The organism is Streptomyces sp. MMCC 100 (assembly GCF_041538145.2).
Classification (GTDB): Bacteria; Actinomycetota; Actinomycetes; order Streptomycetales; family Streptomycetaceae; genus Streptomyces.
Genome location: NZ_JBGORK020000001.1, coordinates 7,172,282 through 7,193,897, shown reverse-complemented (window position 1 = coordinate 7,193,897; position 21,616 = coordinate 7,172,282). Strand labels below are relative to the sequence as shown.

Genomic DNA, 21,616 nt, shown 5'->3' with positions numbered 1-21,616 from the left:
GCGTCGGGCGGGGGCGTTGACCCATGGGATGGCATCCCCTGGCTGCGCATGCCGGCCGAGCGCATCGTGGACGCATGACCACGAACACGAACCAGAACACGGCGGCGGCCACCCGCGTGGCGATCGTCACCGGCGGATCGCGCGGCATCGGCCGCGCCGTGTCGCAGAAGCTCGCCGAGGACGGCCTGGCCGTCGTCGTGAACTACGCCCGGGACGCCTCGTCCGCCGACGAGACGGTGACGGCGATCACCGAGGCCGGCGGACGCGCCGTCGCCGTACAGGCCGACGTGGCGGAGGAGAAGGAGATCGCCGCGCTGTTCGACCGGGCGGAGCAGGAGTACGGCGGCGTCGACGTGGTGGTGAACTCGGCCGGCCGCATGACCCTGTCGACCATCGCCGACCTGGACCTGGCGGCGCTGGACGCCATGCACCGCACCAACGTCCGCGGCACCTTCGTCGTCGCGAGGGAAGCGGCCCGTCGCCTGCGGGCCGGGGGCTCCTTCGTGGGCTTCTCGACGTCCGTCGTCGGCACGCAGTTCCCGACCTACGGCGCGTACGCGGCGAGCAAGGGCGCCGTGGAGGCCATGACCCTGATCATGGCGCGTGAGCTGCGCGGGCGGGACGTCACCGTGAACACGGTCGCCCCCGGTCCGACGGCCACGGACCTGTTCCTCACCGGCAAGACCGAAGAACAGATCGACCGGCTCGCGAAGACCCCGCCCCTGGAACGGCTGGGCACCCCGGAGGACATCGCCGAGGTCGTCGCCTTCCTTTCCAGCCCCGCCGGGCACTGGGTGAACGGCCAGATCCTGCGGGCCAACGGAGGAATGATCTGATGCCCTTCGCCCACTTCAAGGTCCCCGCGGGCACGCTCACGGCCGAGGACAAGAAGAAGATCGTCGAGCGCACCACCGACCTCTGCGCCGAGATATACGGCGAACGCGCCCGCCCCACGACCGTCGTCCTCGTCGACGAGGTCCCCGACGGCGGCTGGGGCGTCGCGGGCAACGTCCTCACCGCCGAGATGCTCAACGGCGAGGGAGCCTGACGCCGCCGCTCCGGATCGTGGCGCTCTGCGCTCGCTATCACCCGATATGCGAAATCTGCGTCTCACATAGTGGTCGCACTCTGCGCCGGGTGCTGGCGTGGGTGTTTACATGCGCGTAACACTTAAGTGTCCCGCGCGCGGCAACGGCGCCGAGCGCCCACCACCGGACCCGACCGGACAGGCGTGCCACCCCCGTGCACCACCGTGTGCACCGCGCACCACCCGTGTGCACCGCGCACCACCGCGTGCGTACCCGTGCACCCGCGCCCCTGCCCGGTCTCCGGTGTCCAGCCGTGCCAGAAAGGGCCCCCGTGACGACGCGAAGCGAGACGCAGACCACCCTCGACCACCTGCTCACCGAGATCGAGCACCGCAACCCGGCCCAGCCCGAGTTCCACCAGGCCGCCCACGAGGTCCTGGAGACCCTGGCCCCGGTCGTCGCGGCCCGCCCCGAGTACGCCGAGCCGGGCCTGATCGAGCGGCTGGTGGAGCCGGAGCGCCAGGTGATCTTCCGGGTGCCGTGGCAGGACGACCAGGGTCGGGTCCGCGTCAACCGTGGCTTCCGCGTCGAGTTCAACAGCGCGCTGGGCCCGTACAAGGGCGGTCTGCGCTTCCACCCCTCCGTCAACCTGGGCGTCATCAAGTTCCTGGGCTTCGAGCAGATCTTCAAGAACGCGCTGACCGGCCTCGGCATCGGCGGCGGCAAGGGCGGCAGCGACTTCGACCCGCACGGGCGCAGCGACGCCGAGGTCATGCGGTTCTGCCAGTCCTTCATGACGGAGCTGTACCGGCACATCGGCGAGCACACCGACGTCCCGGCCGGTGACATCGGCGTCGGCGGCCGCGAGATCGGCTACCTCTTCGGCCAGTACCGCCGGATCACCAACCGCTGGGAGGCCGGGGTCCTCACCGGCAAGGGCCAGGGCTGGGGCGGCTCGCTGATCCGGCCGGAGGCGACGGGCTACGGCAACGTGCTCTTCGCGGCGGCGATGCTGCGCGAGCGCGGCGAGGACCTGGAGGGCCAGACCGCGGTCGTCTCCGGCTCCGGCAACGTCGCGATCTACACCATCGAGAAGCTGACCGCCCTCGGCGCCAACGCCATCACCTGCTCGGACTCCTCGGGCTACGTCGTCGACGAGAAGGGCATCGACCTCGACCTGCTCAAGCAGATCAAGGAGGTCGAGCGCGGCCGCGTCGACGCGTACGCCGAGCGCCGGGGCGCCTCGGCCCGCTTCGTCCCCGGCGGCCGCGTCTGGGAGGTCCCGGCGGACCTCGCCCTGCCGTCGGCCACGCAGAACGAGCTGGACGAGGCCGACGCCGAGGCCCTGATCCGCAACGGCGTGAAGGCGGTCTCCGAGGGCGCGAACATGCCGACGACCCCGGAGGCCGTCCACCTCCTCCAGAAGGCCGGCGTGGCCTTCGGCCCCGGCAAGGCGGCCAACGCGGGCGGCGTCGCGGTCAGCGCCCTGGAGATGGCGCAGAACCACGCCCGTACGTCGTGGACGGCGACCCGGGTCGAGGAGGAGCTGACCCACATCATGAACGACATTCACACCACCTGCCACGAAACCGCCGAGCGCTACGGCGCCCCCGGCGACTACGTCACCGGCGCGAACATCGCCGGCTTCGAGCGGGTGGCCGACGCGATGCTGGCGCAGGGCGTCATCTGAGGGACGTATCCGCGAGGACGCAGGTGTGGTGTGCCCCGTATGGCCCTGGTGGCCGTCCGGGGCACCCGGCGACACTGGCGCCCATGCAGAAACTCTCCCTCGACGCCCTCGCCCGCGAACACCTCGAACGCGCCGCCGCCTCCTCCAACGGCCGCAGCGCCACCACGGTCCACGGCGGCCACGAACTGGTCCTGCGCCAGACCCTCCTCGCCCTGACCACCGGCACCACCCTCGCCGAACACGAGAACCCAGGCGAGGCGACCGTCCAGATCCTGCGCGGCCGCGTCCGCCTCACCAGCGGCGACACGTCCTGGGACGGTCGCACCGGCGACCTCGTCGTGATCCCCCCGGCCCGCCACAGCCTGGAGGCGCTGGAGGACTCGGCGGTGCTGCTGACGGTGGCGAAGCGCTGACAGAGCCCATCCGTCAAATAATTCCTGTGAAATGCGCACCCTTAAATCTGTATCCGCGGGAAGAGGGTTTGACGGAAGGTGCGAGCAGTTTCCTTGCGGCGGCGAACAGAGTGCAATTACGGGACGCGCATGGGGCTCCGCAACGTGCTACTGTCGTTATCAGTTGCAGTTGTGGTTCCCGAATTTAAAGCTCTTTCCGGCCGGTCTCCGTGCCGTTGAAAGTGCTCTTTGACACCGGTCTTCTCCGGTCGGGGTGATCATCGCGGCGACACGGCGTCCGTACAGTGCGGACGCCGGTGCACTGCCCCGAAGGAGTAAAGACATGGCTACTGGCACCGTGAAGTGGTTCAACGCGGAAAAGGGATTCGGCTTCATCGAGCAGGACGGTGGCGGCGCTGACGTGTTCGCCCACTACTCGAACATCGCCGCCCAGGGCTTCCGTGAGCTGCTCGAAGGCCAGAAGGTGAACTTCGACATCGCGCAGGGCCAGAAGGGCCCGACGGCCGAGAACATCGTCCTCGCCTGACGCCGGCGCGCCCGCGGGCGCGTACCTCGTAGCTGGGGCCCGCATCCTTCGGGGTGCGGGCCCCAGCTGCATCTGTGGAATCCGCGAATTAACGTACGCGGATTCTCGTGCTTTTCGGCTTGTTCTTGCGATTGTCCGCGTTGCTCGGCTGCGGGAATTCCTCGATACGCGCCGCACGGCGGCGGCCTGGAACCGTCCTGATCGGAAAGCCGACCCATCCCAGCAGGAGGCACTTCTTGACGCTGCTCCAGACGCATCCCCGCTCGACGGGCACCAAGCCCGTGCACAGGACGGTTGCCGACGCCATGGACGCGGCCGGACCGCAGGTCTGGGACGACATGACCGTCGAGGTGGCGCTGTCCGTCATGGCCGCCGCCCGCACGGGTCACCTCGTCGTCTGCGACGAGGACGGCCAGTACACCGCCCTGGTCACCCGTGCTCGGCTGGCCGCCGTACGGAACGGCTCCGCGTACACGGACCGGGTCCGCCTGCGCGACATCGCCGGCGGCGACGGGTCCTTCGCCTCGCCGACGACCCCGGTGGCCGAAGCCGAGCAGGCGATGCGGGACCGGCAGCTCGGAGCCCTGCCCGTGGTCGACGAACACGGCAACGCCCTGGGCGTCCTCGCCCGTTCCTTCTTCAGTGCTCGGAGCAGATGAAGCTTCAGTGGTCGGAGTAGCTGAAGTCGCCCACGGTCCAGGCGCTGACGTCCTCGATCGCCACCCGGTACATCCCGCCCGTCTCCGGGATCCCCATGGTCCCCTGGAGGATCCGGGCGACATGGAAGTGCAGGTGCGTGGGTGCCCCTTCCTTCTCCGCCGGAGCGTCGAACACGGCGGAGAAGGCGCCCAGGTCCGTGGAGTCCGTCAGTACCTCCGACACCCTCTTCCGCCACACGGACTCGGGGGCCAGGCGACCGGTGATGACGGCACCGTGGGTGACCACGGTCAAGGACATCCGACTGCTCTGCGCGGACTCCACGCGGGCGGCGATGTCAATGAGCAGCTCATCAGGCTTCGACATGAGAACGGATTTTATCCGCAGGCCCGCCCGTCCGGGCGGCCCGGTCGGTGGCACTACCGGGCAGGACGGGCGGCACTCCCCGGCTTGTCCCCGGACGCCACGGCGCCACCGCGTCGCAGCTCCTCGTTGATGCGCTGAGCCTCTTCGAGCTGGTCTTCCAGGATGATGATGCGGCAGGCCGCCTCGATGGACGTTCCCTGGTCGACCATCTCGCGGGCGCGAGCGGCGATGCGCAGCTGGTAGCGGGAGTAGCGACGATGGCCCCCCTCCGAGCGCAGGGGCGTGATCAGCCGGGCTTCGCCGAGGGCCCGCAGGAAAGCGGGCGTGGTGCCCAGCATCTCGGCTGCCCGCCCCATGGTGTACGCGGGGTAGTCGTCGTCGTCGATTCGGTCGAGCGGTGTGTCTGCGGTCATCTGCACCTCTGTTTGCGGAATGCGTCGAGGGGCCTTGGTGCCGTACGGCACCAAGGCCCCGAGGGATTTGTAACACCATCTGCCGGCCTACTGCACTGCCGGCCTTCTGTTTCCTGCCCGGCCCTCGTCGGGGGGCGGGCAGCTGAGGGATCGCGGATGCGTGACCGTGGGACCACCTTCCGTTCCGGGGCCTGCGGTACCCGGTGAGAACGTTCTCGCCCGGGCGATCCTGATGGCGTCCTCCTCCTTCTCTCTCCGTGTCGTACCTCTCGGTGTTGCTGGTCCTGCTGTTTCGCATGCGGGCAGTTCGTCTCTGCCGCGCCTCACTGACTTCTTGGCTACGACAGAAGACTAACCCCAGCGGCAGCGACATGTCTACAGCGGCCACAACAGGTTTTGCTCCAAACGGATGAACGATTTCTTGTGCCGAGGGCGAGTGGATCGAGTCTGTCGGCCCCCTGGTGCCGGACACCGCAGCGCCCGGCCGCCCGGCAGTGGGACGATGACGGAACAACTGATCGAGCGACGAGCGGGGAGGGCGGGCACGACATGGCCCGTTACACGGAGGCACTGACCGTCGAACGGGGCGGTTTCCGCATCAAGGTGCCGGAGTCCTGGTGGGAGTTCGACGTGCGTCCGGAGTCCCGGGACGACTCGATCCGCCGCATGGTCGACGACCGCATACGCCAACACCCGGAGCTGAAGCCCTCCCGCTCCGCCTACGTCACCTTCCTCCAGAAGGCGGCGTCCGACGCGTGGAAGTCGGGTGCGCTGTACTGCGGTTGCATGGCGGAGAGCTTCGGCGGCGACACCCCGATCACCGGCTCGGTCACCGTCTCCCTGGTCGGCGGCCGCACGTCCTCCGGCGACCCCCTCCCCACCGACCCGGCCGCCATCGCCGGCCAACTCGCCGTCAAGGAGGCGAAGAAGCCCGGCGACTCCTGGCGCAAGGTCACCACGGTCGACATCCCCGGCGTGGGCCCCGCCGCCCGCACCCAGGGCGTGGAGGACATCCCGGTCCCGGGCGACGCCCTGAACCGCACGGTCCGCGCGGTGCTCATGCAGACGTACATCCCGGTCCCCGGCCAGGAGGGCAAGGTCGCCCTGGTGGCGGGCAGCAGCCAGGTCCTCGACCTCGCGGACTCCTTCTTCGACATCTTCGACGCGATCACGTCGACGTTCCGGTTCGTGGGGTGACGAAGGACTGGGACTGGCAGACCGGCGAACGGCTGCTGGCTCTCGACGACCCGGTGGAGTGGGACGCCGCTTTCGAGCGCGGCGAGCGAACCCTCGGCACGGCGGCCATCGGCCTCGCCTTCAACTGCCCGCTGGACGAGGCGTCGCCCCGGATCGTCAGGGCGATGCAACTCCCGGACGTGGCCCAGCGAGGCTTCGCCTTCACCGCGGCCGGAACGGCGGCTCGCCTCAACGGCGCGCTGACACCGGAGTTGTACGCCGCGCTGCGGGCGGAAGGTCCGGGCCGCAGGAGCATCGCCGAGAACGCCATCGACGACACCCTGACTTTCGTACCCTTCCGACGGCTGCCGACGTGGCTGAAGTGCTGGAGCGTCGTCTCAACGGTGCGGGACAAGCTGGACGCCTGGCGGCTGAGCCTCGCCTACGCGGCCGACGACATCCGGAGGACAGTGCGCAGACGATGAACTGTCTACAGGAGCCCGGAGCGCCTTTCGTCGAACTGCCGTGCCTTGTAAGTTCACGCGTGCGTACGGGTGGTTGCTGGTGCGGCGCGTGACTCGACGGGGGTAGCAGGGATGGTGGGCCACAGGCCGAGTGACTGGCATGTCCTGGACCTGGACAAGGACCCGACGCCGGGGGACCCGCAGCGGGTGCGCACGCTCGCGAAGACGCTGCACGACTTCGCCGACGACGTCTCGGAGGCGTTGCGTCTGGTGAAGGGAATGGCGGGGGAGTCCACCCTGGCCGAGTGGGCGGGGAAGTCGGCGACGGTCTTCAAGGACGAGTTCTCGGGTGTGCCGAAGAACTTGAAGAAGCTGGAGAAGTCGTACGCGATGTGCGGTGACGCGCTCGCGGACTTAGAGTCTTGCGAGGAGCGCGGTAGTGGCAGGTTCGATCGTTCCCATGTCGGAGAGCATGCTGGCTCGTGGTGTCTTCGGCCCGCTCGGCGGTGTCGTGGAGGTCGGGGCCGTGAACGCCACGGGTTCATGGTCCGTCTCAGACGTCTCGGTCGGCCGTTTCCTGGACGACCGGTCCGAGGACGTGGGGCGCCTGCTCAGCGGTATCCGGTCGGTCTGCCGGTTCAGTGACTCGGGCATGGCCGTTGTCGACGAGCTGGGACGGCTGCGCGATCATGAAGTGCCCGCGGCGTTTCTGCTCCTGTGGTCCGCGGGTGTCACAGGGGTCCCCGAGCCTCTGGAGAAGCTGGAGGAGCCGGCGCTGGTTCGCCGCATGTGCCGTATGGCAGCGGACCTGCAGCTCACGCTCCTGCTCCAGGCGCTCGTCACCGCGGCCGTCGCGGCCGGCACCGAGGCCGTCCGGGGTGCGGAGCAGATCGTCGAGGTGTTGACGATCGCCTGTGCCCTGGCGGACCCGAACGGCGGGAGCACTCCCAGCCTGGTCTACCGCATGTGGCGTGTCGCGCACCTGCCGGGCATCCTCCGGCCCGAGTCCGAGGCGCCGAATGAAGGGAAGGCCGGATTCCGGGCGTACGACGAGATGCTGGATCAGTTGCTCGGTGTGTCCTGACGGGGGTGACCGTGCGCCGCCGGCTCCTCCAGCCAGCCGATCACCACGAGGGGACCCCGTCGGTGCCCGAGCCCGTTGACCCCGCACAGTCCGTTGAACAGCTCGAAGGGCAGCGCTGGCCCGACCCGCCGCAGGACGCGACATCGTTGGTCAAGGCGGTCCACGGGTTGCGGCGCCGCCCGGGCGGCGACCTTCGGCCCGATGAGCTGGCTCGGCCGATCACCCAGGATGTGGGGCTGTCCTGGTTGCTCCCGCTCGCGGTCCGGATCCTTCGGGACACCGCGCCGGCGCAGGCCGCCGGAGGCTGGTACGACGACGACTTGCTGTACGCCGTCGTGACCCGGAGGCGCCGCAGGTGTGGGAGCAGTCGCCCGACCTGGCTCGTGAGCTGAAGACGGCCGTTGAGACGCTCGTCGGCCTTTCGCGCTATGTCCGGGACGAGGTGGAATCCTTCCTGTCCTCGCTGCCCGAGGGAACGTGACGGCCCGCCAAGTGCGGGGAGGGCAAGAGCAGGCCATTGGTTGGCGACGTACCTCCCCAGCGGCGCCGATGTTTGACGTAGGCGCGCCTCGGTGCAGGTGGAGTTCACCGTCTGGCACCGAGACGTCGATGAGGAGTGGCCGGATCCGGACACCTACATCGACGAGCTCCACGACGCGGCCACCGCAGAGCTTGCGGGGCTTGCCGCCCAGTTGGAAGCCGGTGTTCCCGGGGGGCCGGTTGCAGAGCGTCGACGAGGACTTGACCGACAGCGCGGACCACATCGACCAGACCGCGTGGCGGATCTCGGACAAGGTCGTCCTTGCCGGAGTCAAGAACGACGACACGGACGTGCCGGTGCAGCTGGTCGTGGTCGTGCGCGACGGCTCGGCCGACGCGGAGGGCGACGGCGGAGAGTGGTTGTAGCGTCGGCCGAGCTTCGGAAGTCCTGCACGACGGGGACCTGGGCCCGGCCGCGCTCCGAAGGCCGGCCTGTACGCCCGTCTCGGCACGCGCTGAGCGGCTTCGCCGGTCACCGGGGAGGGGCGAGGGGCCGTGATCCGGCCGGTCCGGTCCCCACCTCGGCCCAGACGGTCTTGCGCGGAGGCGGGCCGGGGACGACTCCCCAGCGGTCTGGACCGGCAGAGCGAGCCGCCGAGCGCCGCCGCTGACCGTCACGCCCTCTCGCATCGACCACGTAGACAACCGTGGCCACTCATCACCATGGGGGACGGTCATCCCGCCCCTGCCCGGCACACCCGTAGGGTGATACACGCGACACCGTATGTCACGGATCAGTCGGGCCGGTGCCTCTGGCCCAGAGCGATGCTCGTCCCGGGTTTGATCTCCGTCACCCCCGGGGTACAGTCATCCGCTTCGATTGGCCAGCCCCGCGCCCTGTATGGCAGACTAGCGGGGTTGCTCGGTCGAGTGCCGATGCTGCGCGCCTCCCGCCGGGGGGACCGGAAGCGAGTCCCACAGTACTCGTCGCTCCTGATCAGGGGCGGACGTACGGGAATCTTCCGGGAAGCGTCAGCGGGGTGCAGGCCAGGCACCCGGTGGGCCTCTCGCCCCCGGCCCGCGGTTCCGGAAGGGTCCGCACTCCCAGGCAGGGAAGTCCCGAAGAGGGACATCCATGTCAGCGAGAGTGCGACACGCCCGACCGCGTGGGTCGGAAGGGGAGCGGAATGGACAAGGACCACCGGGTCCAGAGCGTTACGAGAGACAGGACTACTGAGTAGCCATGGCGGGACAGAAGATCCGCATCCGGCTCAAGGCCTACGACCACGAGGTCATCGACTCTTCGGCGAAGAAGATCGTCGAGACGGTGACTCGCACTGGTGCGTCGGTCGCGGGCCCGGTGCCGCTGCCCACTGAGAAGAACGTGTACTGCGTCATCAAGTCGCCGCACAAGTACAAGGACTCGCGCGAGCACTTCGAGATGCGCACGCACAAGCGCCTGATCGACATCCTCGACCCGACCCCCAAGACCGTTGACTCTCTGATGCGACTCGACCTCCCGGCCGGTGTCGACATCGAGATCAAGCTCTGAGGCCGGTGATCTGAAGATGACGAAGCAGATCAAGGGCATCCTGGGCGAGAAGCTCGGCATGACGCAGGTGTGGGACGCGAACAACCGTGTTGTTCCGGTCACCGTTGTCAAGGCCGGCCCCAATGTCGTCACCCAGGTCCGCACGAACGACGTCGACGGCTACGAGTCCGTCCAGATCGCGTTCGGCGAGATCGACCCGCGCAAGGTGAACAAGCCCCTCAAGGGCCACTTCGCCAAGGCCGACGTCACCCCCCGCCGCCACCTCGTCGAGATCCGTACGGCCGACGCCGCCGAGTACACCCTCGGTCAGGAAGTCACCGCCGAGGTCTTCGAGTCCGGCGTGAAGGTCGACGTCACCGGCAAGAGCAAGGGCAAGGGCTTCGCCGGTGTCATGAAGCGTCACAACTTCAAGGGCCTCGGCGCCGGACACGGCACCCAGCGCAAGCACCGCTCGCCCGGTTCCATCGGTGGCTGCGCCACCCCGGGCCGCGTGTTCAAGGGCCTCCGCATGGCCGGCCGCATGGGCAACGAGCGGGTCACCACCCAGAACCTGACCGTCCACGCCGTTGACGCGGAGAAGGGTCTGCTGCTCATCAAGGGCGCGGTTCCCGGTCCGAACGGCGGCCTCGTCCTGGTCCGCACTGCGGCCAAGGGGGCCTGAGGTAACCGATGAGCACTGTTGACATCCTTTCGCCTGCCGGCGAGAAGACCGGAAGCGTCGAGCTCCCCGCGGAGATCTTCGGCGTGGAGAAGATCAGCATTCCGCTGATCCACCAGGTCGTCGTCGCGCAGAACGCCGCTGCCCGCCAGGGCACGCACAAGACCAAGCGTCGCGGCGAGGTCCGTGGTGGCGGCAAGAAGCCGTACCGCCAGAAGGGCACCGGCCGCGCCCGCCAGGGTTCGACCCGTGCGCCGCAGTTCGCCGGCGGTGGCGTCGTCCACGGCCCGCAGCCGCGTGACTACTCGCAGCGGACCCCGAAGAAGATGAAGGCCGCGGCCCTGCGCCACGCCCTCACCGACCGGGCCCGCCACGACCGCATCCACGTCGTCACCGGCGTCATCGAGGGCGAGACCCCGTCCACGAAGGCCGCCCGGACGCTGTTCGGCAAGATCTCGGAGCGCAAGAACCTGCTCCTGGTCGTCGACCGCGCCGACGAGGCCGCGTGGCTGTCCGCCCGCAACCTGCCCCAGATCCACATCCTGGAGCCGGGCCAGCTGAACACGTACGACGTTCTCGTCTCGGACGACGTGGTCTTCACCCAGGCCGCTTTCGAGTCCTTCGTGTCTGGCCCCAACAAGGCCGCTGACACCGAAGGGAGCGAAGCCTGATGGCTACGCGTCACCCGAGCATCGCCTCCAAGGCGGCCAAGGCCGCCAAGGCCGCGCGCGTCGCCAAGGCGCGCCGCCACGAGGCCGAGGGCAAGAACACCGTCGTCACGCCGGCCAGCAAGGCGTTCACGGACCCCCGTGACGTGCTGCTGAAGCCGGTCGTCTCCGAGAAGAGCTACGCGCTCCTCGACGAGAACAAGTACACGTTCGTCGTCGCCCCGGGTTCCAACAAGACCCAGATCAAGGAGGCCGTCCAGGCGGTCTTCTCGGTCAAGGTCACCGGGGTCAACACGATCAACCGCCAGGGCAAGCGGAAGCGGACCCGCACGGGCTTCGGCAAGCGTGCCGACAGCAAGCGCGCGATCGTGACCCTCGCCGAGGGCGACCGTATCGACATCTTCGGCGGTCCGACCTCCTGACGGAGGTCCGGATCGTCCGGAATCGGACGAGGACTGAGAAATGGGAATCCGCAAGTACAAGCCGACTACGCCGGGCCGTCGTGGCTCCAGCGTCGCCGACTTCGTCGAGGTCACGCGGTCCACGCCGGAGAAGTCGCTGGTCCGCCCGCTGCACAGCAAGGGCGGCCGTAACAACGCCGGTCGTGTGACCGTTCGCCACCAGGGTGGCGGACACAAGCGCGCCTACCGTGTCATCGACTTCCGTCGGCACGACAAGGACGGCGTGCCGGCGAAGGTCGCGCACATCGAGTACGACCCCAACCGCACCGCGCGCATCGCGCTGCTGCACTACGCCGACGGCGAGAAGCGCTACATCCTCGCCCCGCGCAACCTGCAGCAGGGCGACCGCGTCGAGAACGGTCCCGGGGCCGACATCAAGCCGGGCAACAACCTGGCGCTCCGCAACATCCCGGTCGGTACCACGATCCACGCGATCGAGCTCCGTCCCGGTGGCGGCGCCAAGTTCGCCCGCTCCGCCGGTGCCTCCGTGCAGCTGCTCGCGAAGGAGGGCTCGATGGCCCACCTGCGCATGCCGTCCGGAGAGATCCGCCTGGTCGACCAGCGCTGCCGCGCCACGGTCGGCGAGGTCGGCAACGCCGAGCAGAGCAACATCAACTGGGGCAAGGCGGGCCGCAAGCGGTGGCTGGGCGTTCGCCCGACCGTCCGTGGTGTGGTCATGAACCCGGTGGACCACCCGCACGGTGGTGGTGAGGGCCGGACCTCCGGTGGTCGTCACCCCGTGTCGCCGTGGGGCAAGAAGGAAGGCCGTACTCGTTCGCCCAAGAAGGCGTCGAACAAGTACATCGTCCGCCGCCGCAAGACGAACAAGAAGCGCTAAGGACGGGTTGAGATGCCTCGTAGCTTGAAGAAGGGACCCTTCGTCGACGACCACCTGATCAAGAAGGTGGACGTCCAGAACGAAGCCGGTACCAAGAACGTCATCAAGACCTGGTCCCGTCGCTCGATGATCGTCCCGGCGATGCTCGGCCACACGATCGCGGTGCACAACGGCAAGACCCACATCCCGGTGTTTGTCACCGAGTCCATGGTCGGCCACAAGCTCGGCGAGTTCTCGCCGACGCGCACCTTCCGGGGTCACGTCAAGGACGACCGGAAGTCGAAGCGCCGCTAACAGCGGGGTGGAATGACCATGACAAACACTGAAGGGACAACCATGGAAGCCAGGGCCCAGGCGCGGTACATCCGCGTCACGCCCATGAAGGCCCGCCGCGTGGTGGACCTCATCCGTGGCATGGATGCCACGGAGGCTCAGGCGGTCCTGCGTTTCGCCCCGCAGGCCGCGAGCGTGCCGGTCGGCAAGGTGCTGGACAGCGCCATCGCCAACGCCGCGCACAACTACGACCACACCGACGCCGACAGCCTCTTCATTTCCGAGGCGTACGTCGACGAGGGCCCGACCCTGAAGCGGTTCCGGCCGCGCGCCCAGGGCCGCGCCTACCGGATCCGCAAGCGGACCAGCCACATCACCGTGGTCGTCAGCAGCAAGGAAGGAACCCGGTAATGGGCCAGAAGGTAAACCCGCACGGGTTCCGGCTCGGTGTCACGACCGACTTCAAGTCGCGTTGGTACGCCGACAAGCTGTACAAGGACTACGTCAAGGAAGACGTCGCCATCCGTCGGATGCTGACGTCCGGCATGGAGCGCGCCGGCATCTCCAAGGTCGAGATCGAGCGCACCCGTGACCGCGTCCGCGTGGACATCCACACGGCTCGTCCGGGCATCGTCATCGGCCGCCGCGGTGCGGAGGCCGACAAGATCCGCGGTCAGCTCGAGAAGCTCACGGGCAAGCAGGTCCAGCTGAACATCCTCGAGGTCAAGAGCCCCGAGACCGATGCTCAGCTGGTCGCCCAGGCCGTCGCCGAGCAGCTGTCCTCCCGCGTCTCCTTCCGTCGCGCCATGCGCAAGAGCATGCAGGGCACGATGAAGGCCGGCGCCAAGGGCATCAAGATCCAGTGCGGTGGCCGCCTCGGCGGCGCCGAGATGTCCCGCTCGGAGTTCTACCGCGAGGGCCGTGTGCCCCTGCACACGCTCCGCGCGAACGTGGACTACGGCTTCTTCGAGGCCAAGACGACCTTCGGCCGCATCGGTGTGAAGGTCTGGATCTACAAGGGCGACGTCAAGAACATCGCCGAGGTCCGCGCCGAGAACGCCGCCGCCCGCGCCGGCAACCGTCCGGCCCGTGGTGGCAGCGACCGCCCGGCCCGCGGTGGCCGCGGTGGCGAGCGTCGTGGGCGCAAGCCGCAGCAGCAGTCGGCTCCGGCCGCCGAGGCCCCCAAGGCCGACGCGCCCGCCGCTGCCGCTCCGGCTGAGAGCACCGGAACGGAGGCCTGACCGAAATGCTGATCCCCCGTAGGGTCAAGCACCGCAAGCAGCACCACCCGAAGCGCCGTGGTATGGCCAAGGGCGGTACGCAGGTTGCGTTCGGCGAGTACGGCATCCAGGCCCTCACGCCGGCGTACGTGACCAACCGCCAGATCGAGGCCGCCCGTATCGCGATGACCCGCCACATCAAGCGTGGCGGCAAGGTCTGGATCAACATCTACCCGGACCGCCCGCTCACGAAGAAGCCGGCCGAGACCCGCATGGGTTCCGGTAAGGGTTCTCCGGAGTGGTGGATCGCGAACGTGCACCCGGGCCGGGTCATGTTCGAGCTGTCCTACCCCAACGAGAAGATCGCCCGTGAGGCGCTGACCCGTGCGGCCCACAAGCTGCCGATGAAGTGCCGGATCGTCAAGCGCGAGGCAGGTGAAGCGTGATGTCGGCCGGTACCAAGGCGTCCGAGCTGCGCGAGCTGGGCAACGAGGAGCTTCTGGCGAAGCTCCGCGAGGCCAAGGAAGAGCTGTTCAACCTCCGCTTCCAGGCGGCGACGGGTCAGCTCGAGAACCACGGTCGGCTCAAGGCCGTCCGTAAGGACATCGCGCGGATCTACACCCTGATGCGTGAGCGCGAGCTGGGCATCGAGACGGTGGAGAGCGCCTGATGAGCGAGAGCAACGTGACTGAAGAGACGAAGGCCGCACGCGGCTTCCGCAAGACCCGGCAGGGTCTGGTCGTCAGCGACAAGATGGACAAGACCGTCGTCGTCGCCGTCGAGGACCGCGTGACGCACGCGCTGTACGGCAAGGTCATCCGCCGTACCGAGAAGCTCAAGGCTCACGACGAGCAGAACGCCGCGGGCGTCGGCGACCGTGTCCTCCTCATGGAGACCCGGCCGCTGTCCGCGACGAAGCGCTGGCGCGTCGTCGAGGTCCTCGAGAAGGCCAAGTAAGAAATTTCCTGCGGGGCATTCCTCGCAGGACAGTTCCGCCAGGCTCCGGGAGCCGTTCACCCAGTGATCGGCTCCCGGGGAACCGGCAGACAATCAGGAGATAGACGTGATCCAGCAGGAGTCGCGGCTGCGTGTCGCCGACAACACGGGTGCGAAGGAAATTCTCACCATCCGTGTGCTCGGTGGCTCGGGCCGCCGCTACGCGGGTATCGGTGACGTCATCGTCGCCACCGTCAAGGACGCGATCCCCGGTGGCAACGTGAAGAAGGGTGACGTCGTCAAGGCGGTCATCGTTCGCACCGTCAAGGAGCGCCGCCGTCCGGACGGCTCGTACATCCGCTTCGACGAGAACGCCGCCGTCATTCTGAAGAACGACGGCGACCCTCGTGGCACCCGTATCTTCGGCCCGGTGGGCCGTGAGCTGCGCGAGAAGAAGTTCATGAAGATCATCTCCCTCGCGCCGGAGGTGCTGTGAGCATGAAGATCAAGAAGGGCGACCTGGTCCAGGTCATCACCGGTAAGGACAAGGGCAAGCAGGGCAAGGTCATCGCGGCCTTCCCCCGCGAGGACCGTGTCCTGGTCGAGGGTGTCAACCGGGTCAAGAAGCACACCAAGGCCGGGCCGACCGCTCGCGGTTCGCAGGCCGGCGGCATCGTGACCACCGAGGCCCCGATCCACGTCTCCAACGTCCAGCTGGTCGTGGAGAAGGACGGCAACAAGGTCGTCACGCGCGTCGGTTACCGCTTCGACGACGAGGGCAACAAGGTTCGCGTTGCCAAGCGGACGGGTGAGGACATCTGATGGCTACCACCACCACTCCGCGTCTCAAGACGAAGTACCGCGAGGAGATCGCGGGCAAGCTGCGTGAGGAGTTCTCCTACGAGAACGTCATGCAGATCCCCGGCCTCGTGAAGATCGTGGTCAACATGGGTGTGGGCGACGCCGCCCGCGACTCCAAGCTGATCGAGGGCGCCATCCGCGACCTCACCACGATCACCGGTCAGAAGCCGGCCGTCACCAAGGCCCGCAAGTCCATCGCGCAGTTCAAGCTGCGTGAGGGCCAGCCGATCGGTGCCCACGTCACGCTCCGTGGCGACCGCATGTGGGAGTTCCTGGACCGCACCCTGTCGCTGGCGCTGCCGCGCATCCGCGACTTCCGTGGTCTGTCCCCCAAGCAGTTCGACGGCCGTGGCAACTACACCTTCGGTCTCACCGAGCAGGTCATGTTCCACGAGATCGACCAGGACAAGATCGACCGCACCCGGGGTATGGACATCACCGTGGTGACCACGGCGACCAACGACGCTGAGGGCCGCGCGCTCCTCCGTCACCTCGGCTTCCCCTTCAAGGAGGCGTGAGCGAGATGGCGAAGAAGGCTCTGATTGCCAAGGCTGCTCGCAAGCCCAAGTTCGGTGTCCGCGGCTACACGCGCTGCCAGCGCTGCGGCCGTCCGCACTCCGTCTACCGCAAGTTCGGCCTGTGCCGCGTGTGCCTTCGTGAGATGGCTCACCGTGGCGAGCTGCCGGGCGTGACCAAGAGCTCCTGGTAATCCGGTAATTCCGGGTTATTCAGACTCTCGGTAAGCATCTGGGTCGGCAGAAGCCCGTCCTCGCATGCCTTAGGCTTGCGGGGTTGGGCGTCTGCCGCCCGTACGACTTACTACGCCGTAGGTCCACCGCGCCGCACCCGTCCCGTCTCGGATCGGGGAGAGGGATGGCGCACCAGGAAACCACGGCGAGAGAGGCCGAAGGCCAATTCATGACCATGACTGATCCGATCGCAGACATGCTTACGCGTCTGCGGAACGCGAACTCGGCGTACCACGACTCCGTGACGATGCCGGCGTCCAAGATCAAGTCTCACATCGCGGAGATCCTCCAGCAGGAGGGCTTCATCACGGGCTGGAAGACCGAGGACGCCGAGGTCGGCAAGAACCTCGTCCTCGAGCTGAAGTTCGGCCCGAACCGTGAGCGCTCCATCGCGGGCATCAAGCGGATCTCCAAGCCCGGTCTCCGGGTGTACGCGAAGTCCACCAACCTGCCCAAGGTGCTGGGTGGCCTCGGCGTGGCGATCATCTCCACGTCCCACGGGCTCCTCACCGACAAGCAGGCCGGCAAGAAGGGCGTAGGCGGAGAAGTCCTCGCCTACGTCTGGTAACGGAAGGGAACGGAGGAAACAGCTATGTCGCGCATCGGCAAGCTCCCCATCGCGGTTCCCGCCGGCGTGGACGTCACCATCGACGGCCGTACGGTCTCGGTCAAGGGCCCCAAGGGCACGCTGACCCACACCGTCGTGGCGCCGATCGACATCGCCAAGGGTGAGGACGGCGTTCTGAACGTCACCCGCCCCAACGACGAGCGTCAGAGCAAGGCCCTGCACGGCCTGTCCCGCACGCTGGTGGCGAACATGATCACCGGCGTGACCCAGGGTTACGTGAAGAAGCTCGAGATCAGCGGTGTCGGTTACCGCGTGCTCGCCAAGGGTTCGAACCTGGAGTTCTCCCTCGGCTACAGCCACCCGATCCTGGTCGAGGCCCCCGAGGGAATCACCTTCAAGGTGGAGAACCCGACCCACTTCTCGGTCGAGGGCATCGACAAGCAGAAGGTCGGCGAGGTTGCGGCCAACATCCGCAAGCTGCGCAAGCCCGACCCGTACAAGGCCAAGGGCGTCAAGTACGAGGGCGAAGTCATCCGCCGCAAGGTCGGAAAGGCGGGTAAGTAAGCCATGGCATACGGACAGAAGATCCTCAAGGGCGACGCCTACAAGCGCGCCGCGATCAAGCGCCGTCACATCCGGATTCGCAAGAATCTCTCGGGTACGGCGGAGCGTCCCCGTCTGGTCGTTACCCGTTCGAACCGCCACATCGTGGCCCAGGTGATCGACGACCTCAAGGGTCACACCCTTGCGTCGGCGTCCACCCTGGACACCTCGATCCGCGGTGGCGAGGCCGACAAGTCCGCGCAGGCCAAGCAGGTCGGCGCCCTGGTCGCCGAGCGCGCCAAGGCGGCCGGCATCGAGGCCGTCGTGTTCGACCGTGGTGGCAACCAGTACGCCGGGCGCATCGCAGCCCTGGCGGACGCCGCCCGCGAAGCCGGACTGAAGTTCTGAGCCGGTTCCGTATCGCTAGCGGAAACAGAGAGAGGTAATTCCAATGGCTGGACCCCAGCGCCGCGGCAGCGGTGCCGGTGGCGGCGAGCGGCGGGACCGGAAGGGCCGTGACGGTGGCGCAGGTGCCGCCGAGAAGACCGCTTACGTTGAGCGCGTCGTCGCGATCAACCGCGTCGCCAAGGTTGTGAAGGGTGGTCGTCGCTTCAGCTTCACCGCGCTGGTCGTGGTGGGCGACGGTGACGGCACCGTGGGTGTCGGATACGGCAAGGCCAAGGAGGTGCCGGCCGCCATCGCCAAGGGTGTTGAGGAGGCCAAGAAGCACTTCTTCAAGGTCCCCCGCATCCAGGGCACCATCCCGCACCCCATCCAGGGTGAGAAGGCTGCCGGCGTCGTGCTGCTCAAGCCCGCGTCCCCCGGTACCGGCGTTATCGCCGGTGGCCCGGTGCGCGCCGTGCTCGAGTGCGCCGGTATCCACGACGTGCTGTCGAAGTCGCTCGGCTCCGACAACCAGATCAACATCGTGCACGCGACCGTGGAGGCCCTCAAGGGCCTGCAGCGTCCCGAGGAGATCGCGGCCCGCCGTGGTCTGCCGCTCGAGGACGTCGCCCCCGCGGCTCTTCTCCGTGCGCGTGCCGGGGCGGGTGCGTAATCATGGCGCAGCTCAAGATTACGCAGGTCAAGTCCTACATCGGCAGCAAGCAGAACCACCGTGACACCCTGCGTTCCCTTGGTCTCAAGGGGATCAACACGCAGGTCGTCAAGGAGGACCGCCCCGAGTTCCGCGGCATGGTGCACACCGTCCGCCACCTCGTGTCGGTCGAGGAGGTCGACTGATCATGGCGGAGAACAACCCGCTCAAGATCCACAACCTCCGTCCCGCCCCGGGCGCCAAGACCGCCAAGACCCGTGTCGGTCGTGGTGAGGCGTCGAAGGGTAAGACGGCCGGTCGTGGTACGAAGGGCACGAAGGCCCGTTACCAGGTTCCGGAGCGCTTCGAGGGTGGCCAGATGCCCCTCCACATGCGTCTTCCGAAGCTGAAGGGCTTCAAGAACCCGTTCAAGACCGAGTTCCAGGTCGTGAACCTCGACAAGCTGGCCGCGCTGTACCCCGAGGGTGGCGAGGTCACCGTCGAGGGCCTCGTGGCCAAGGGTGCGGTTCGCAAGAACAGCCTCGTCAAGGTCCTCGGCCAGGGCGAGATCTCCGTGGCGCTGCAGGTGACGGTCGACGCCGTCTCCGGCTCCGCCAAGGAGAAGATCACCGCCGCCGGCGGTACCGTCACCGAGCTCGTCTGAGTACTTCAGGCGTCTCGATGACATGAGCGATCCCGACCGGGGATGCCCCACAAAAGGGGTATCCCCGGTTGGTCGTTCCAAGGGGAGTGCTCCCGCCGGTAAGGTGGCCTGCGCTGCCCTCTTTCACGGGTGCGTCACATGAGGCACTCTGAGCGGCAGTTCACCGTTACTCACATAGCCGCCCACTTATCAGTCGTCAGTCGAACCTCAAGACCGTCACCCTTGACGCAGTAGCGCGGGGGTCGCAGGAGGCACCGTGCTCACCGCGTTCGCCCGGGCGTTCAAGACGCCCGACCTGCGCAAGAAGCTGCTCTTCACGCTCGGCATCATCGTGGTGTACCGGCTCGGTACCCACATCCCCATTCCAGGCGTCGATTACAAGAACGTCCAGGAGTGCGTGGACCAGGCGTCCGGCAACCAGGGCCTCTTCGGCCTGGTCAACATGTTCAGCGGTGGCGCCCTGCTGCAGATCACGGTCTTCGCGCTCGGCATCATGCCGTACATCACGGCGAGCATCATTCTGCAGCTGCTGACCGTCGTGATCCCGCGTCTGGAAGCCCTCAAGAAGGAGGGCCAGGCGGGCACGGCGAAGATCACGCAGTACACCCGCTACCTGACCGTCGCGCTCGCCATCCTGCAGGGCACCGGCCTGGTGGCCACCGCCCGCAGCGGCGCCCTCTTCTCCGGCTGCACCGTCGCCGGTCAGATCGTCCCCGACCAGGCGATCTTCACCACCATCGTCATGGTGATCACCATGACCGCCGGTACGGCCCTCGTCATGTGGCTCGGCGAGCTGATCACCGACCGCGGCATCGGCAACGGCATGTCGATCCTGATGTTCATCTCGATCGCCGCGACCTTCCCCTCCGCCCTGTGGGCCATCAAGAAGCAGGGCGACCTGGCGGGCGGCTGGATCGAGTTCGGCACGGTCATCCTCGTCGGCCTGGTCATGGTGGGCCTGGTCGTCTTCGTGGAGCAGGCCCAGCGCCGTATCCCCGTGCAGTACGCGAAGCGCATGATCGGCCGCCGTTCCTACGGCGGCACGTCGACGTACATCCCGCTCAAGGTGAACCAGGCGGGCGTCATCCCCGTCATCTTCGCCTCGTCGCTGCTCTACATCCCGGCGCTGATCGTCCAGTTCTCCGGCTCCACGGCCGGCTGGGCCACCTGGATCCAGAAGAATCTCGCCGACACGGCCGCGACGCCGCACATCATCCTGTACTTCTTCCTGATCGTGTTCTTCGCCTTCTTCTACGTGGCTATCTCGTTCAACCCCGAGGAAGTCGCGGACAACATGAAGAAGTATGGTGGCTTCATCCCGGGCATCCGGGCTGGCCGACCGACCGCTGAGTATCTGAGCTACGTACTCAACCGGATCACCTGGCCGGGTTCGCTGTACTTGGGTCTGATCGCTCTCGTCCCGACAATGGCGTTGGCTGGTTTCGGGGCAAACCAGAACTTCCCGTTCGGCGGCACCAGCATCCTGATCATCGTGGGTGTCGGTCTCGAGACGGTGAAGCAGATCGAGAGCCAGCTCCAGCAGCGCAATTACGAAGGGTTCCTCCGCTGATGCGAATCGTCCTCGTCGGGCCTCCGGGTGCCGGAAAGGGAACGCAGGCCACCCGCCTTGCCGAGACGCTGCACATTCCGCACATCTCCACGGGCGACCTGTTCCGCGCGAACATCAGCCAGCAGACCGAACTGGGCAAGCTCGCGAAGTCCTACATGGACGCCGGCAATCTCGTGCCGGACGAGGTCACCATCGCCATGGCGAAGGACCGCATGGAGCAGCCCGACGCCGAGGGCGGCTTCCTGCTGGACGGTTTCCCGCGCAACGTCTCCCAGGCCGAGGCGCTGGACGAGCTGCTCGAGACCGAGGACATGAAGCTCGACGCGGTGCTGGACCTGGAGGCCCCGGAGGACGAGGTCGTCAAGCGGATCGCCGGCCGGCGCGTCTGCCGCAACGACTCGTCCCACGTCTTCCACGTGACGTACACCCCGCCGAAGAAGGAAGGCGTCTGCGACGTCTGCGGCGGAGAGCTGTACCAGCGGGACGACGACTCCGAGGAGACGGTCCGCAAGCGGCTGGAGGTCTACCACACGCAGACCGAGCCGATCATCGACTACTACAAGTCGCAGGGCCTGGTCGCCACCATCGCGGCGACGGGCCCCGTGGACGAGGTCACCCGCCGTGCGCTGGAGGCGCTCAAGCGCGACAAGTAGTGCTCCGCCCGACTCGCAGCCGCGGTCCCTCGCTCAGGGGGCCGCGGCTGCGCTGTGGGGTGGGACGGC

37 protein-coding genes and 1 pseudogene are annotated in these 21,616 nt (G+C 67.6%); 36 read left to right on the top strand and 2 right to left on the bottom strand.

The features are described from left to right. Positions 1-74: 74 nt before the first annotated feature. The 6 genes from ABS735_RS33245 (at position 75) to ABS735_RS33220 (ending at position 4,316) form a co-directional block, all read left to right on the top strand. Positions 75-836, top strand: coding sequence for an SDR family oxidoreductase (locus ABS735_RS33245; protein WP_373901452.1), 762 nt, complete (start codon positions 75-77; stop codon positions 834-836). Continuing rightward, positions 836-1,048, top strand: coding sequence for a 4-oxalocrotonate tautomerase family protein (locus tag ABS735_RS33240; RefSeq protein WP_373901453.1), 213 nt, complete (start codon positions 836-838; stop codon positions 1,046-1,048). The genes ABS735_RS33245 and ABS735_RS33240 overlap by 1 nt, the downstream gene beginning before the upstream one ends. Before the next feature lie 311 nt (positions 1,049-1,359). Continuing rightward, a complete protein-coding gene (gene gdhA / locus ABS735_RS33235) occupies positions 1,360-2,718 on the top strand; it encodes an NADP-specific glutamate dehydrogenase (protein ID WP_373901454.1) in 1,359 nt (452 codons plus the stop codon). Positions 2,719-2,801: 83 nt separating this feature from the next. Further along, positions 2,802-3,131: a cupin domain-containing protein gene (locus ABS735_RS33230; protein ID WP_373901455.1), complete on the top strand. Its 330-nt coding sequence runs from the start codon at positions 2,802-2,804 to the stop codon at positions 3,129-3,131. Positions 3,132-3,453: 322 nt separating this feature from the next. Further along, on the top strand, positions 3,454-3,657 hold the full coding sequence (locus ABS735_RS33225; RefSeq protein ID WP_003974279.1) for a cold-shock protein: 204 nt from the start codon (positions 3,454-3,456) through the stop codon (positions 3,655-3,657). A gap of 236 nt (positions 3,658-3,893) precedes the next feature. Further along, the gene (locus tag ABS735_RS33220; RefSeq protein WP_373901456.1) at positions 3,894-4,316 is read left to right on the top strand and encodes a CBS domain-containing protein; all 423 of its coding nucleotides are present in this window, start codon (positions 3,894-3,896) and stop codon (positions 4,314-4,316) included. 4 nt (positions 4,317-4,320) lie between these two features. Here ABS735_RS33220 and ABS735_RS33215 read toward each other — a convergent pair whose 3' ends face one another. Both ABS735_RS33215 and ABS735_RS33210 read right to left on the bottom strand, forming a co-directional pair. Continuing rightward, positions 4,321-4,680, bottom strand: coding sequence for a hypothetical protein (locus ABS735_RS33215; RefSeq protein WP_373901457.1), 360 nt, complete (start codon positions 4,678-4,680; stop codon positions 4,321-4,323). Positions 4,681-4,733: 53 nt separating this feature from the next. After that, positions 4,734-5,093 carry a MerR family transcriptional regulator gene (locus ABS735_RS33210; protein WP_373901458.1) on the bottom strand — a complete coding sequence of 120 codons (360 nt, stop codon included), beginning with the start codon at positions 5,091-5,093 and terminating at the stop codon, positions 4,734-4,736. A 549-nt stretch (positions 5,094-5,642) separates the two neighbouring features. Between ABS735_RS33210 and ABS735_RS33205 the strand changes: the two genes are divergently transcribed. The 30 genes and pseudogenes from ABS735_RS33205 (at position 5,643) to ABS735_RS33060 (ending at position 21,547) form a co-directional block, all read left to right on the top strand. Then, a complete protein-coding gene (locus tag ABS735_RS33205) occupies positions 5,643-6,290 on the top strand; it encodes a hypothetical protein (RefSeq protein WP_373901459.1) in 648 nt (215 codons plus the stop codon). Beyond that, on the top strand, positions 6,287-6,754 hold the full coding sequence (locus ABS735_RS33200; RefSeq protein ID WP_373901460.1) for a hypothetical protein: 468 nt from the start codon (positions 6,287-6,289) through the stop codon (positions 6,752-6,754). The genes ABS735_RS33205 and ABS735_RS33200 overlap by 4 nt, the downstream gene beginning before the upstream one ends. Before the next feature lie 111 nt (positions 6,755-6,865). Next, a pseudogene (locus tag ABS735_RS33195) lies at positions 6,866-7,192 on the top strand (WXG100 family type VII secretion target); the annotation flags it as partial. Between the two features lies 1 nt (position 7,193). After that, positions 7,194-7,817, top strand: coding sequence for a hypothetical protein (locus tag ABS735_RS33190; RefSeq protein WP_373901648.1), 624 nt, complete (start codon positions 7,194-7,196; stop codon positions 7,815-7,817). 5 nt (positions 7,818-7,822) lie between these two features. Next, positions 7,823-8,209 carry a contact-dependent growth inhibition system immunity protein gene (locus ABS735_RS33185; RefSeq protein ID WP_476755864.1) on the top strand — a complete coding sequence of 129 codons (387 nt, stop codon included), beginning with the start codon at positions 7,823-7,825 and terminating at the stop codon, positions 8,207-8,209. Beyond that, complete coding sequence (locus tag ABS735_RS33180) at positions 8,173-8,298, top strand: hypothetical protein (RefSeq protein ID WP_373901649.1); 126 nt, start codon at positions 8,173-8,175, stop codon at positions 8,296-8,298. Before ABS735_RS33185 ends, ABS735_RS33180 begins: the two co-directional genes overlap by 37 nt. Before the next feature lie 260 nt (positions 8,299-8,558). Next, positions 8,559-8,723, top strand: a complete 165-nt coding sequence (locus ABS735_RS33175; protein ID WP_373901461.1) for a hypothetical protein — start codon at positions 8,559-8,561, stop codon at positions 8,721-8,723. An 817-nt stretch (positions 8,724-9,540) separates the two neighbouring features. Continuing rightward, positions 9,541-9,849, top strand: coding sequence for a 30S ribosomal protein S10 (rpsJ, locus tag ABS735_RS33170; RefSeq protein ID WP_003948644.1), 309 nt, complete (start codon positions 9,541-9,543; stop codon positions 9,847-9,849). Between the two features lie 16 nt (positions 9,850-9,865). After that, on the top strand, positions 9,866-10,510 hold the full coding sequence (gene rplC, locus ABS735_RS33165; RefSeq protein ID WP_373901462.1) for a 50S ribosomal protein L3: 645 nt from the start codon (positions 9,866-9,868) through the stop codon (positions 10,508-10,510). An 8-nt stretch (positions 10,511-10,518) separates the two neighbouring features. Continuing rightward, on the top strand, positions 10,519-11,178 hold the full coding sequence (gene rplD / locus ABS735_RS33160) for a 50S ribosomal protein L4 (protein WP_127894806.1): 660 nt from the start codon (positions 10,519-10,521) through the stop codon (positions 11,176-11,178). Then, positions 11,178-11,597, top strand: a complete 420-nt coding sequence (gene rplW / locus ABS735_RS33155) for a 50S ribosomal protein L23 (protein ID WP_003974265.1) — start codon at positions 11,178-11,180, stop codon at positions 11,595-11,597. The genes rplD and rplW overlap by 1 nt, the downstream gene beginning before the upstream one ends. A gap of 40 nt (positions 11,598-11,637) precedes the next feature. Further along, positions 11,638-12,474 (top strand): 50S ribosomal protein L2, encoded by an 837-nt coding sequence (gene rplB, locus ABS735_RS33150; RefSeq protein WP_030400225.1) that lies wholly within the window; start codon positions 11,638-11,640, stop codon positions 12,472-12,474. A gap of 12 nt (positions 12,475-12,486) precedes the next feature. After that, on the top strand, positions 12,487-12,768 hold the full coding sequence (gene rpsS, locus ABS735_RS33145) for a 30S ribosomal protein S19 (RefSeq protein WP_003948639.1): 282 nt from the start codon (positions 12,487-12,489) through the stop codon (positions 12,766-12,768). Positions 12,769-12,810: 42 nt separating this feature from the next. Then, positions 12,811-13,158: a 50S ribosomal protein L22 gene (gene rplV / locus ABS735_RS33140; RefSeq protein WP_003974262.1), complete on the top strand. Its 348-nt coding sequence runs from the start codon at positions 12,811-12,813 to the stop codon at positions 13,156-13,158. Then, positions 13,158-13,988, top strand: a complete 831-nt coding sequence (gene rpsC, locus ABS735_RS33135; protein ID WP_164458930.1) for a 30S ribosomal protein S3 — start codon at positions 13,158-13,160, stop codon at positions 13,986-13,988. The genes rplV and rpsC overlap by 1 nt, the downstream gene beginning before the upstream one ends. A 5-nt stretch (positions 13,989-13,993) precedes the next feature. Beyond that, on the top strand, positions 13,994-14,413 hold the full coding sequence (gene rplP / locus ABS735_RS33130) for a 50S ribosomal protein L16 (RefSeq protein ID WP_003974260.1): 420 nt from the start codon (positions 13,994-13,996) through the stop codon (positions 14,411-14,413). Continuing rightward, the gene (gene rpmC, locus ABS735_RS33125) at positions 14,413-14,637 is read left to right on the top strand and encodes a 50S ribosomal protein L29 (protein WP_003974259.1); all 225 of its coding nucleotides are present in this window, start codon (positions 14,413-14,415) and stop codon (positions 14,635-14,637) included. Before rplP ends, rpmC begins: the two co-directional genes overlap by 1 nt. Continuing rightward, positions 14,637-14,924, top strand: coding sequence for a 30S ribosomal protein S17 (rpsQ, locus tag ABS735_RS33120; protein WP_003974258.1), 288 nt, complete (start codon positions 14,637-14,639; stop codon positions 14,922-14,924). Before rpmC ends, rpsQ begins: the two co-directional genes overlap by 1 nt. Positions 14,925-15,030: 106 nt before the next feature. Then, positions 15,031-15,399 (top strand): 50S ribosomal protein L14, encoded by a 369-nt coding sequence (gene rplN / locus ABS735_RS33115; protein WP_003974257.1) that lies wholly within the window; start codon positions 15,031-15,033, stop codon positions 15,397-15,399. 2 nt (positions 15,400-15,401) lie between these two features. Then, positions 15,402-15,725: a 50S ribosomal protein L24 gene (rplX, locus tag ABS735_RS33110; protein WP_003974256.1), complete on the top strand. Its 324-nt coding sequence runs from the start codon at positions 15,402-15,404 to the stop codon at positions 15,723-15,725. Then, a complete protein-coding gene (rplE, locus tag ABS735_RS33105) occupies positions 15,725-16,282 on the top strand; it encodes a 50S ribosomal protein L5 (protein ID WP_003974255.1) in 558 nt (185 codons plus the stop codon). Before rplX ends, rplE begins: the two co-directional genes overlap by 1 nt. A 5-nt stretch (positions 16,283-16,287) precedes the next feature. Beyond that, a complete protein-coding gene (locus ABS735_RS33100) occupies positions 16,288-16,473 on the top strand; it encodes a type Z 30S ribosomal protein S14 (protein WP_003948630.1) in 186 nt (61 codons plus the stop codon). A gap of 209 nt (positions 16,474-16,682) precedes the next feature. Beyond that, a complete protein-coding gene (gene rpsH / locus ABS735_RS33095; RefSeq protein WP_026248232.1) occupies positions 16,683-17,081 on the top strand; it encodes a 30S ribosomal protein S8 in 399 nt (132 codons plus the stop codon). 24 nt (positions 17,082-17,105) lie between these two features. After that, on the top strand, positions 17,106-17,645 hold the full coding sequence (gene rplF, locus ABS735_RS33090; RefSeq protein WP_030145478.1) for a 50S ribosomal protein L6: 540 nt from the start codon (positions 17,106-17,108) through the stop codon (positions 17,643-17,645). A gap of 3 nt (positions 17,646-17,648) precedes the next feature. Continuing rightward, on the top strand, positions 17,649-18,032 hold the full coding sequence (rplR, locus tag ABS735_RS33085) for a 50S ribosomal protein L18 (RefSeq protein ID WP_373901463.1): 384 nt from the start codon (positions 17,649-17,651) through the stop codon (positions 18,030-18,032). Between the two features lie 43 nt (positions 18,033-18,075). Next, a complete protein-coding gene (gene rpsE, locus ABS735_RS33080; RefSeq protein WP_003974251.1) occupies positions 18,076-18,681 on the top strand; it encodes a 30S ribosomal protein S5 in 606 nt (201 codons plus the stop codon). Positions 18,682-18,683: 2 nt separating this feature from the next. Further along, positions 18,684-18,866, top strand: coding sequence for a 50S ribosomal protein L30 (rpmD, locus tag ABS735_RS33075; RefSeq protein WP_006140898.1), 183 nt, complete (start codon positions 18,684-18,686; stop codon positions 18,864-18,866). A 2-nt stretch (positions 18,867-18,868) separates the two neighbouring features. Further along, the gene (gene rplO, locus ABS735_RS33070; protein WP_003974249.1) at positions 18,869-19,324 is read left to right on the top strand and encodes a 50S ribosomal protein L15; all 456 of its coding nucleotides are present in this window, start codon (positions 18,869-18,871) and stop codon (positions 19,322-19,324) included. Positions 19,325-19,580: 256 nt separating this feature from the next. After that, positions 19,581-20,894: a preprotein translocase subunit SecY gene (gene secY, locus ABS735_RS33065; protein ID WP_373901464.1), complete on the top strand. Its 1,314-nt coding sequence runs from the start codon at positions 19,581-19,583 to the stop codon at positions 20,892-20,894. Further along, on the top strand, positions 20,894-21,547 hold the full coding sequence (locus tag ABS735_RS33060) for an adenylate kinase (RefSeq protein ID WP_373901465.1): 654 nt from the start codon (positions 20,894-20,896) through the stop codon (positions 21,545-21,547). Before secY ends, ABS735_RS33060 begins: the two co-directional genes overlap by 1 nt. Positions 21,548-21,616: the final 69 nt, after the last annotated feature.

Coding starts and splice junctions, on each gene's coding strand:
- ABS735_RS33245 (WP_373901452.1), top strand. CDS start 75: ATGACCACGAACACGAACCAGAACACGGCGGCGGCCACCCGCGTGGCG.
- ABS735_RS33240 (WP_373901453.1), top strand. CDS start 836: ATGCCCTTCGCCCACTTCAAGGTCCCCGCGGGCACGCTCACGGCCGAG.
- ABS735_RS33230 (WP_373901455.1), top strand. CDS start 2,802: ATGCAGAAACTCTCCCTCGACGCCCTCGCCCGCGAACACCTCGAACGC.
- ABS735_RS33225 (WP_003974279.1), top strand. CDS start 3,454: ATGGCTACTGGCACCGTGAAGTGGTTCAACGCGGAAAAGGGATTCGGC.
- ABS735_RS33215 (WP_373901457.1), bottom strand. CDS start 4,680: ATGTCGAAGCCTGATGAGCTGCTCATTGACATCGCCGCCCGCGTGGAG.
- ABS735_RS33210 (WP_373901458.1), bottom strand. CDS start 5,093: ATGACCGCAGACACACCGCTCGACCGAATCGACGACGACGACTACCCC.
- ABS735_RS33205 (WP_373901459.1), top strand. CDS start 5,643: ATGGCCCGTTACACGGAGGCACTGACCGTCGAACGGGGCGGTTTCCGC.
- ABS735_RS33190 (WP_373901648.1), top strand. CDS start 7,194: ATGTCGGAGAGCATGCTGGCTCGTGGTGTCTTCGGCCCGCTCGGCGGT.
- rpsJ (WP_003948644.1), top strand. CDS start 9,541: ATGGCGGGACAGAAGATCCGCATCCGGCTCAAGGCCTACGACCACGAG.
- rplC (WP_373901462.1), top strand. CDS start 9,866: ATGACGAAGCAGATCAAGGGCATCCTGGGCGAGAAGCTCGGCATGACG.
- rplD (WP_127894806.1), top strand. CDS start 10,519: ATGAGCACTGTTGACATCCTTTCGCCTGCCGGCGAGAAGACCGGAAGC.
- rplW (WP_003974265.1), top strand. CDS start 11,178: ATGGCTACGCGTCACCCGAGCATCGCCTCCAAGGCGGCCAAGGCCGCC.
- rplB (WP_030400225.1), top strand. CDS start 11,638: ATGGGAATCCGCAAGTACAAGCCGACTACGCCGGGCCGTCGTGGCTCC.
- rpsS (WP_003948639.1), top strand. CDS start 12,487: ATGCCTCGTAGCTTGAAGAAGGGACCCTTCGTCGACGACCACCTGATC.
- rplV (WP_003974262.1), top strand. CDS start 12,811: ATGGAAGCCAGGGCCCAGGCGCGGTACATCCGCGTCACGCCCATGAAG.
- rpsC (WP_164458930.1), top strand. CDS start 13,158: ATGGGCCAGAAGGTAAACCCGCACGGGTTCCGGCTCGGTGTCACGACC.
- rplP (WP_003974260.1), top strand. CDS start 13,994: ATGCTGATCCCCCGTAGGGTCAAGCACCGCAAGCAGCACCACCCGAAG.
- rpmC (WP_003974259.1), top strand. CDS start 14,413: ATGTCGGCCGGTACCAAGGCGTCCGAGCTGCGCGAGCTGGGCAACGAG.
- rpsQ (WP_003974258.1), top strand. CDS start 14,637: ATGAGCGAGAGCAACGTGACTGAAGAGACGAAGGCCGCACGCGGCTTC.
- rplX (WP_003974256.1), top strand. CDS start 15,402: ATGAAGATCAAGAAGGGCGACCTGGTCCAGGTCATCACCGGTAAGGAC.
- rplE (WP_003974255.1), top strand. CDS start 15,725: ATGGCTACCACCACCACTCCGCGTCTCAAGACGAAGTACCGCGAGGAG.
- ABS735_RS33100 (WP_003948630.1), top strand. CDS start 16,288: ATGGCGAAGAAGGCTCTGATTGCCAAGGCTGCTCGCAAGCCCAAGTTC.
- rpsH (WP_026248232.1), top strand. CDS start 16,683: ATGACCATGACTGATCCGATCGCAGACATGCTTACGCGTCTGCGGAAC.
- rplF (WP_030145478.1), top strand. CDS start 17,106: ATGTCGCGCATCGGCAAGCTCCCCATCGCGGTTCCCGCCGGCGTGGAC.
- rplR (WP_373901463.1), top strand. CDS start 17,649: ATGGCATACGGACAGAAGATCCTCAAGGGCGACGCCTACAAGCGCGCC.
- rpsE (WP_003974251.1), top strand. CDS start 18,076: ATGGCTGGACCCCAGCGCCGCGGCAGCGGTGCCGGTGGCGGCGAGCGG.
- rpmD (WP_006140898.1), top strand. CDS start 18,684: ATGGCGCAGCTCAAGATTACGCAGGTCAAGTCCTACATCGGCAGCAAG.
- rplO (WP_003974249.1), top strand. CDS start 18,869: ATGGCGGAGAACAACCCGCTCAAGATCCACAACCTCCGTCCCGCCCCG.
- ABS735_RS33060 (WP_373901465.1), top strand. CDS start 20,894: ATGCGAATCGTCCTCGTCGGGCCTCCGGGTGCCGGAAAGGGAACGCAG.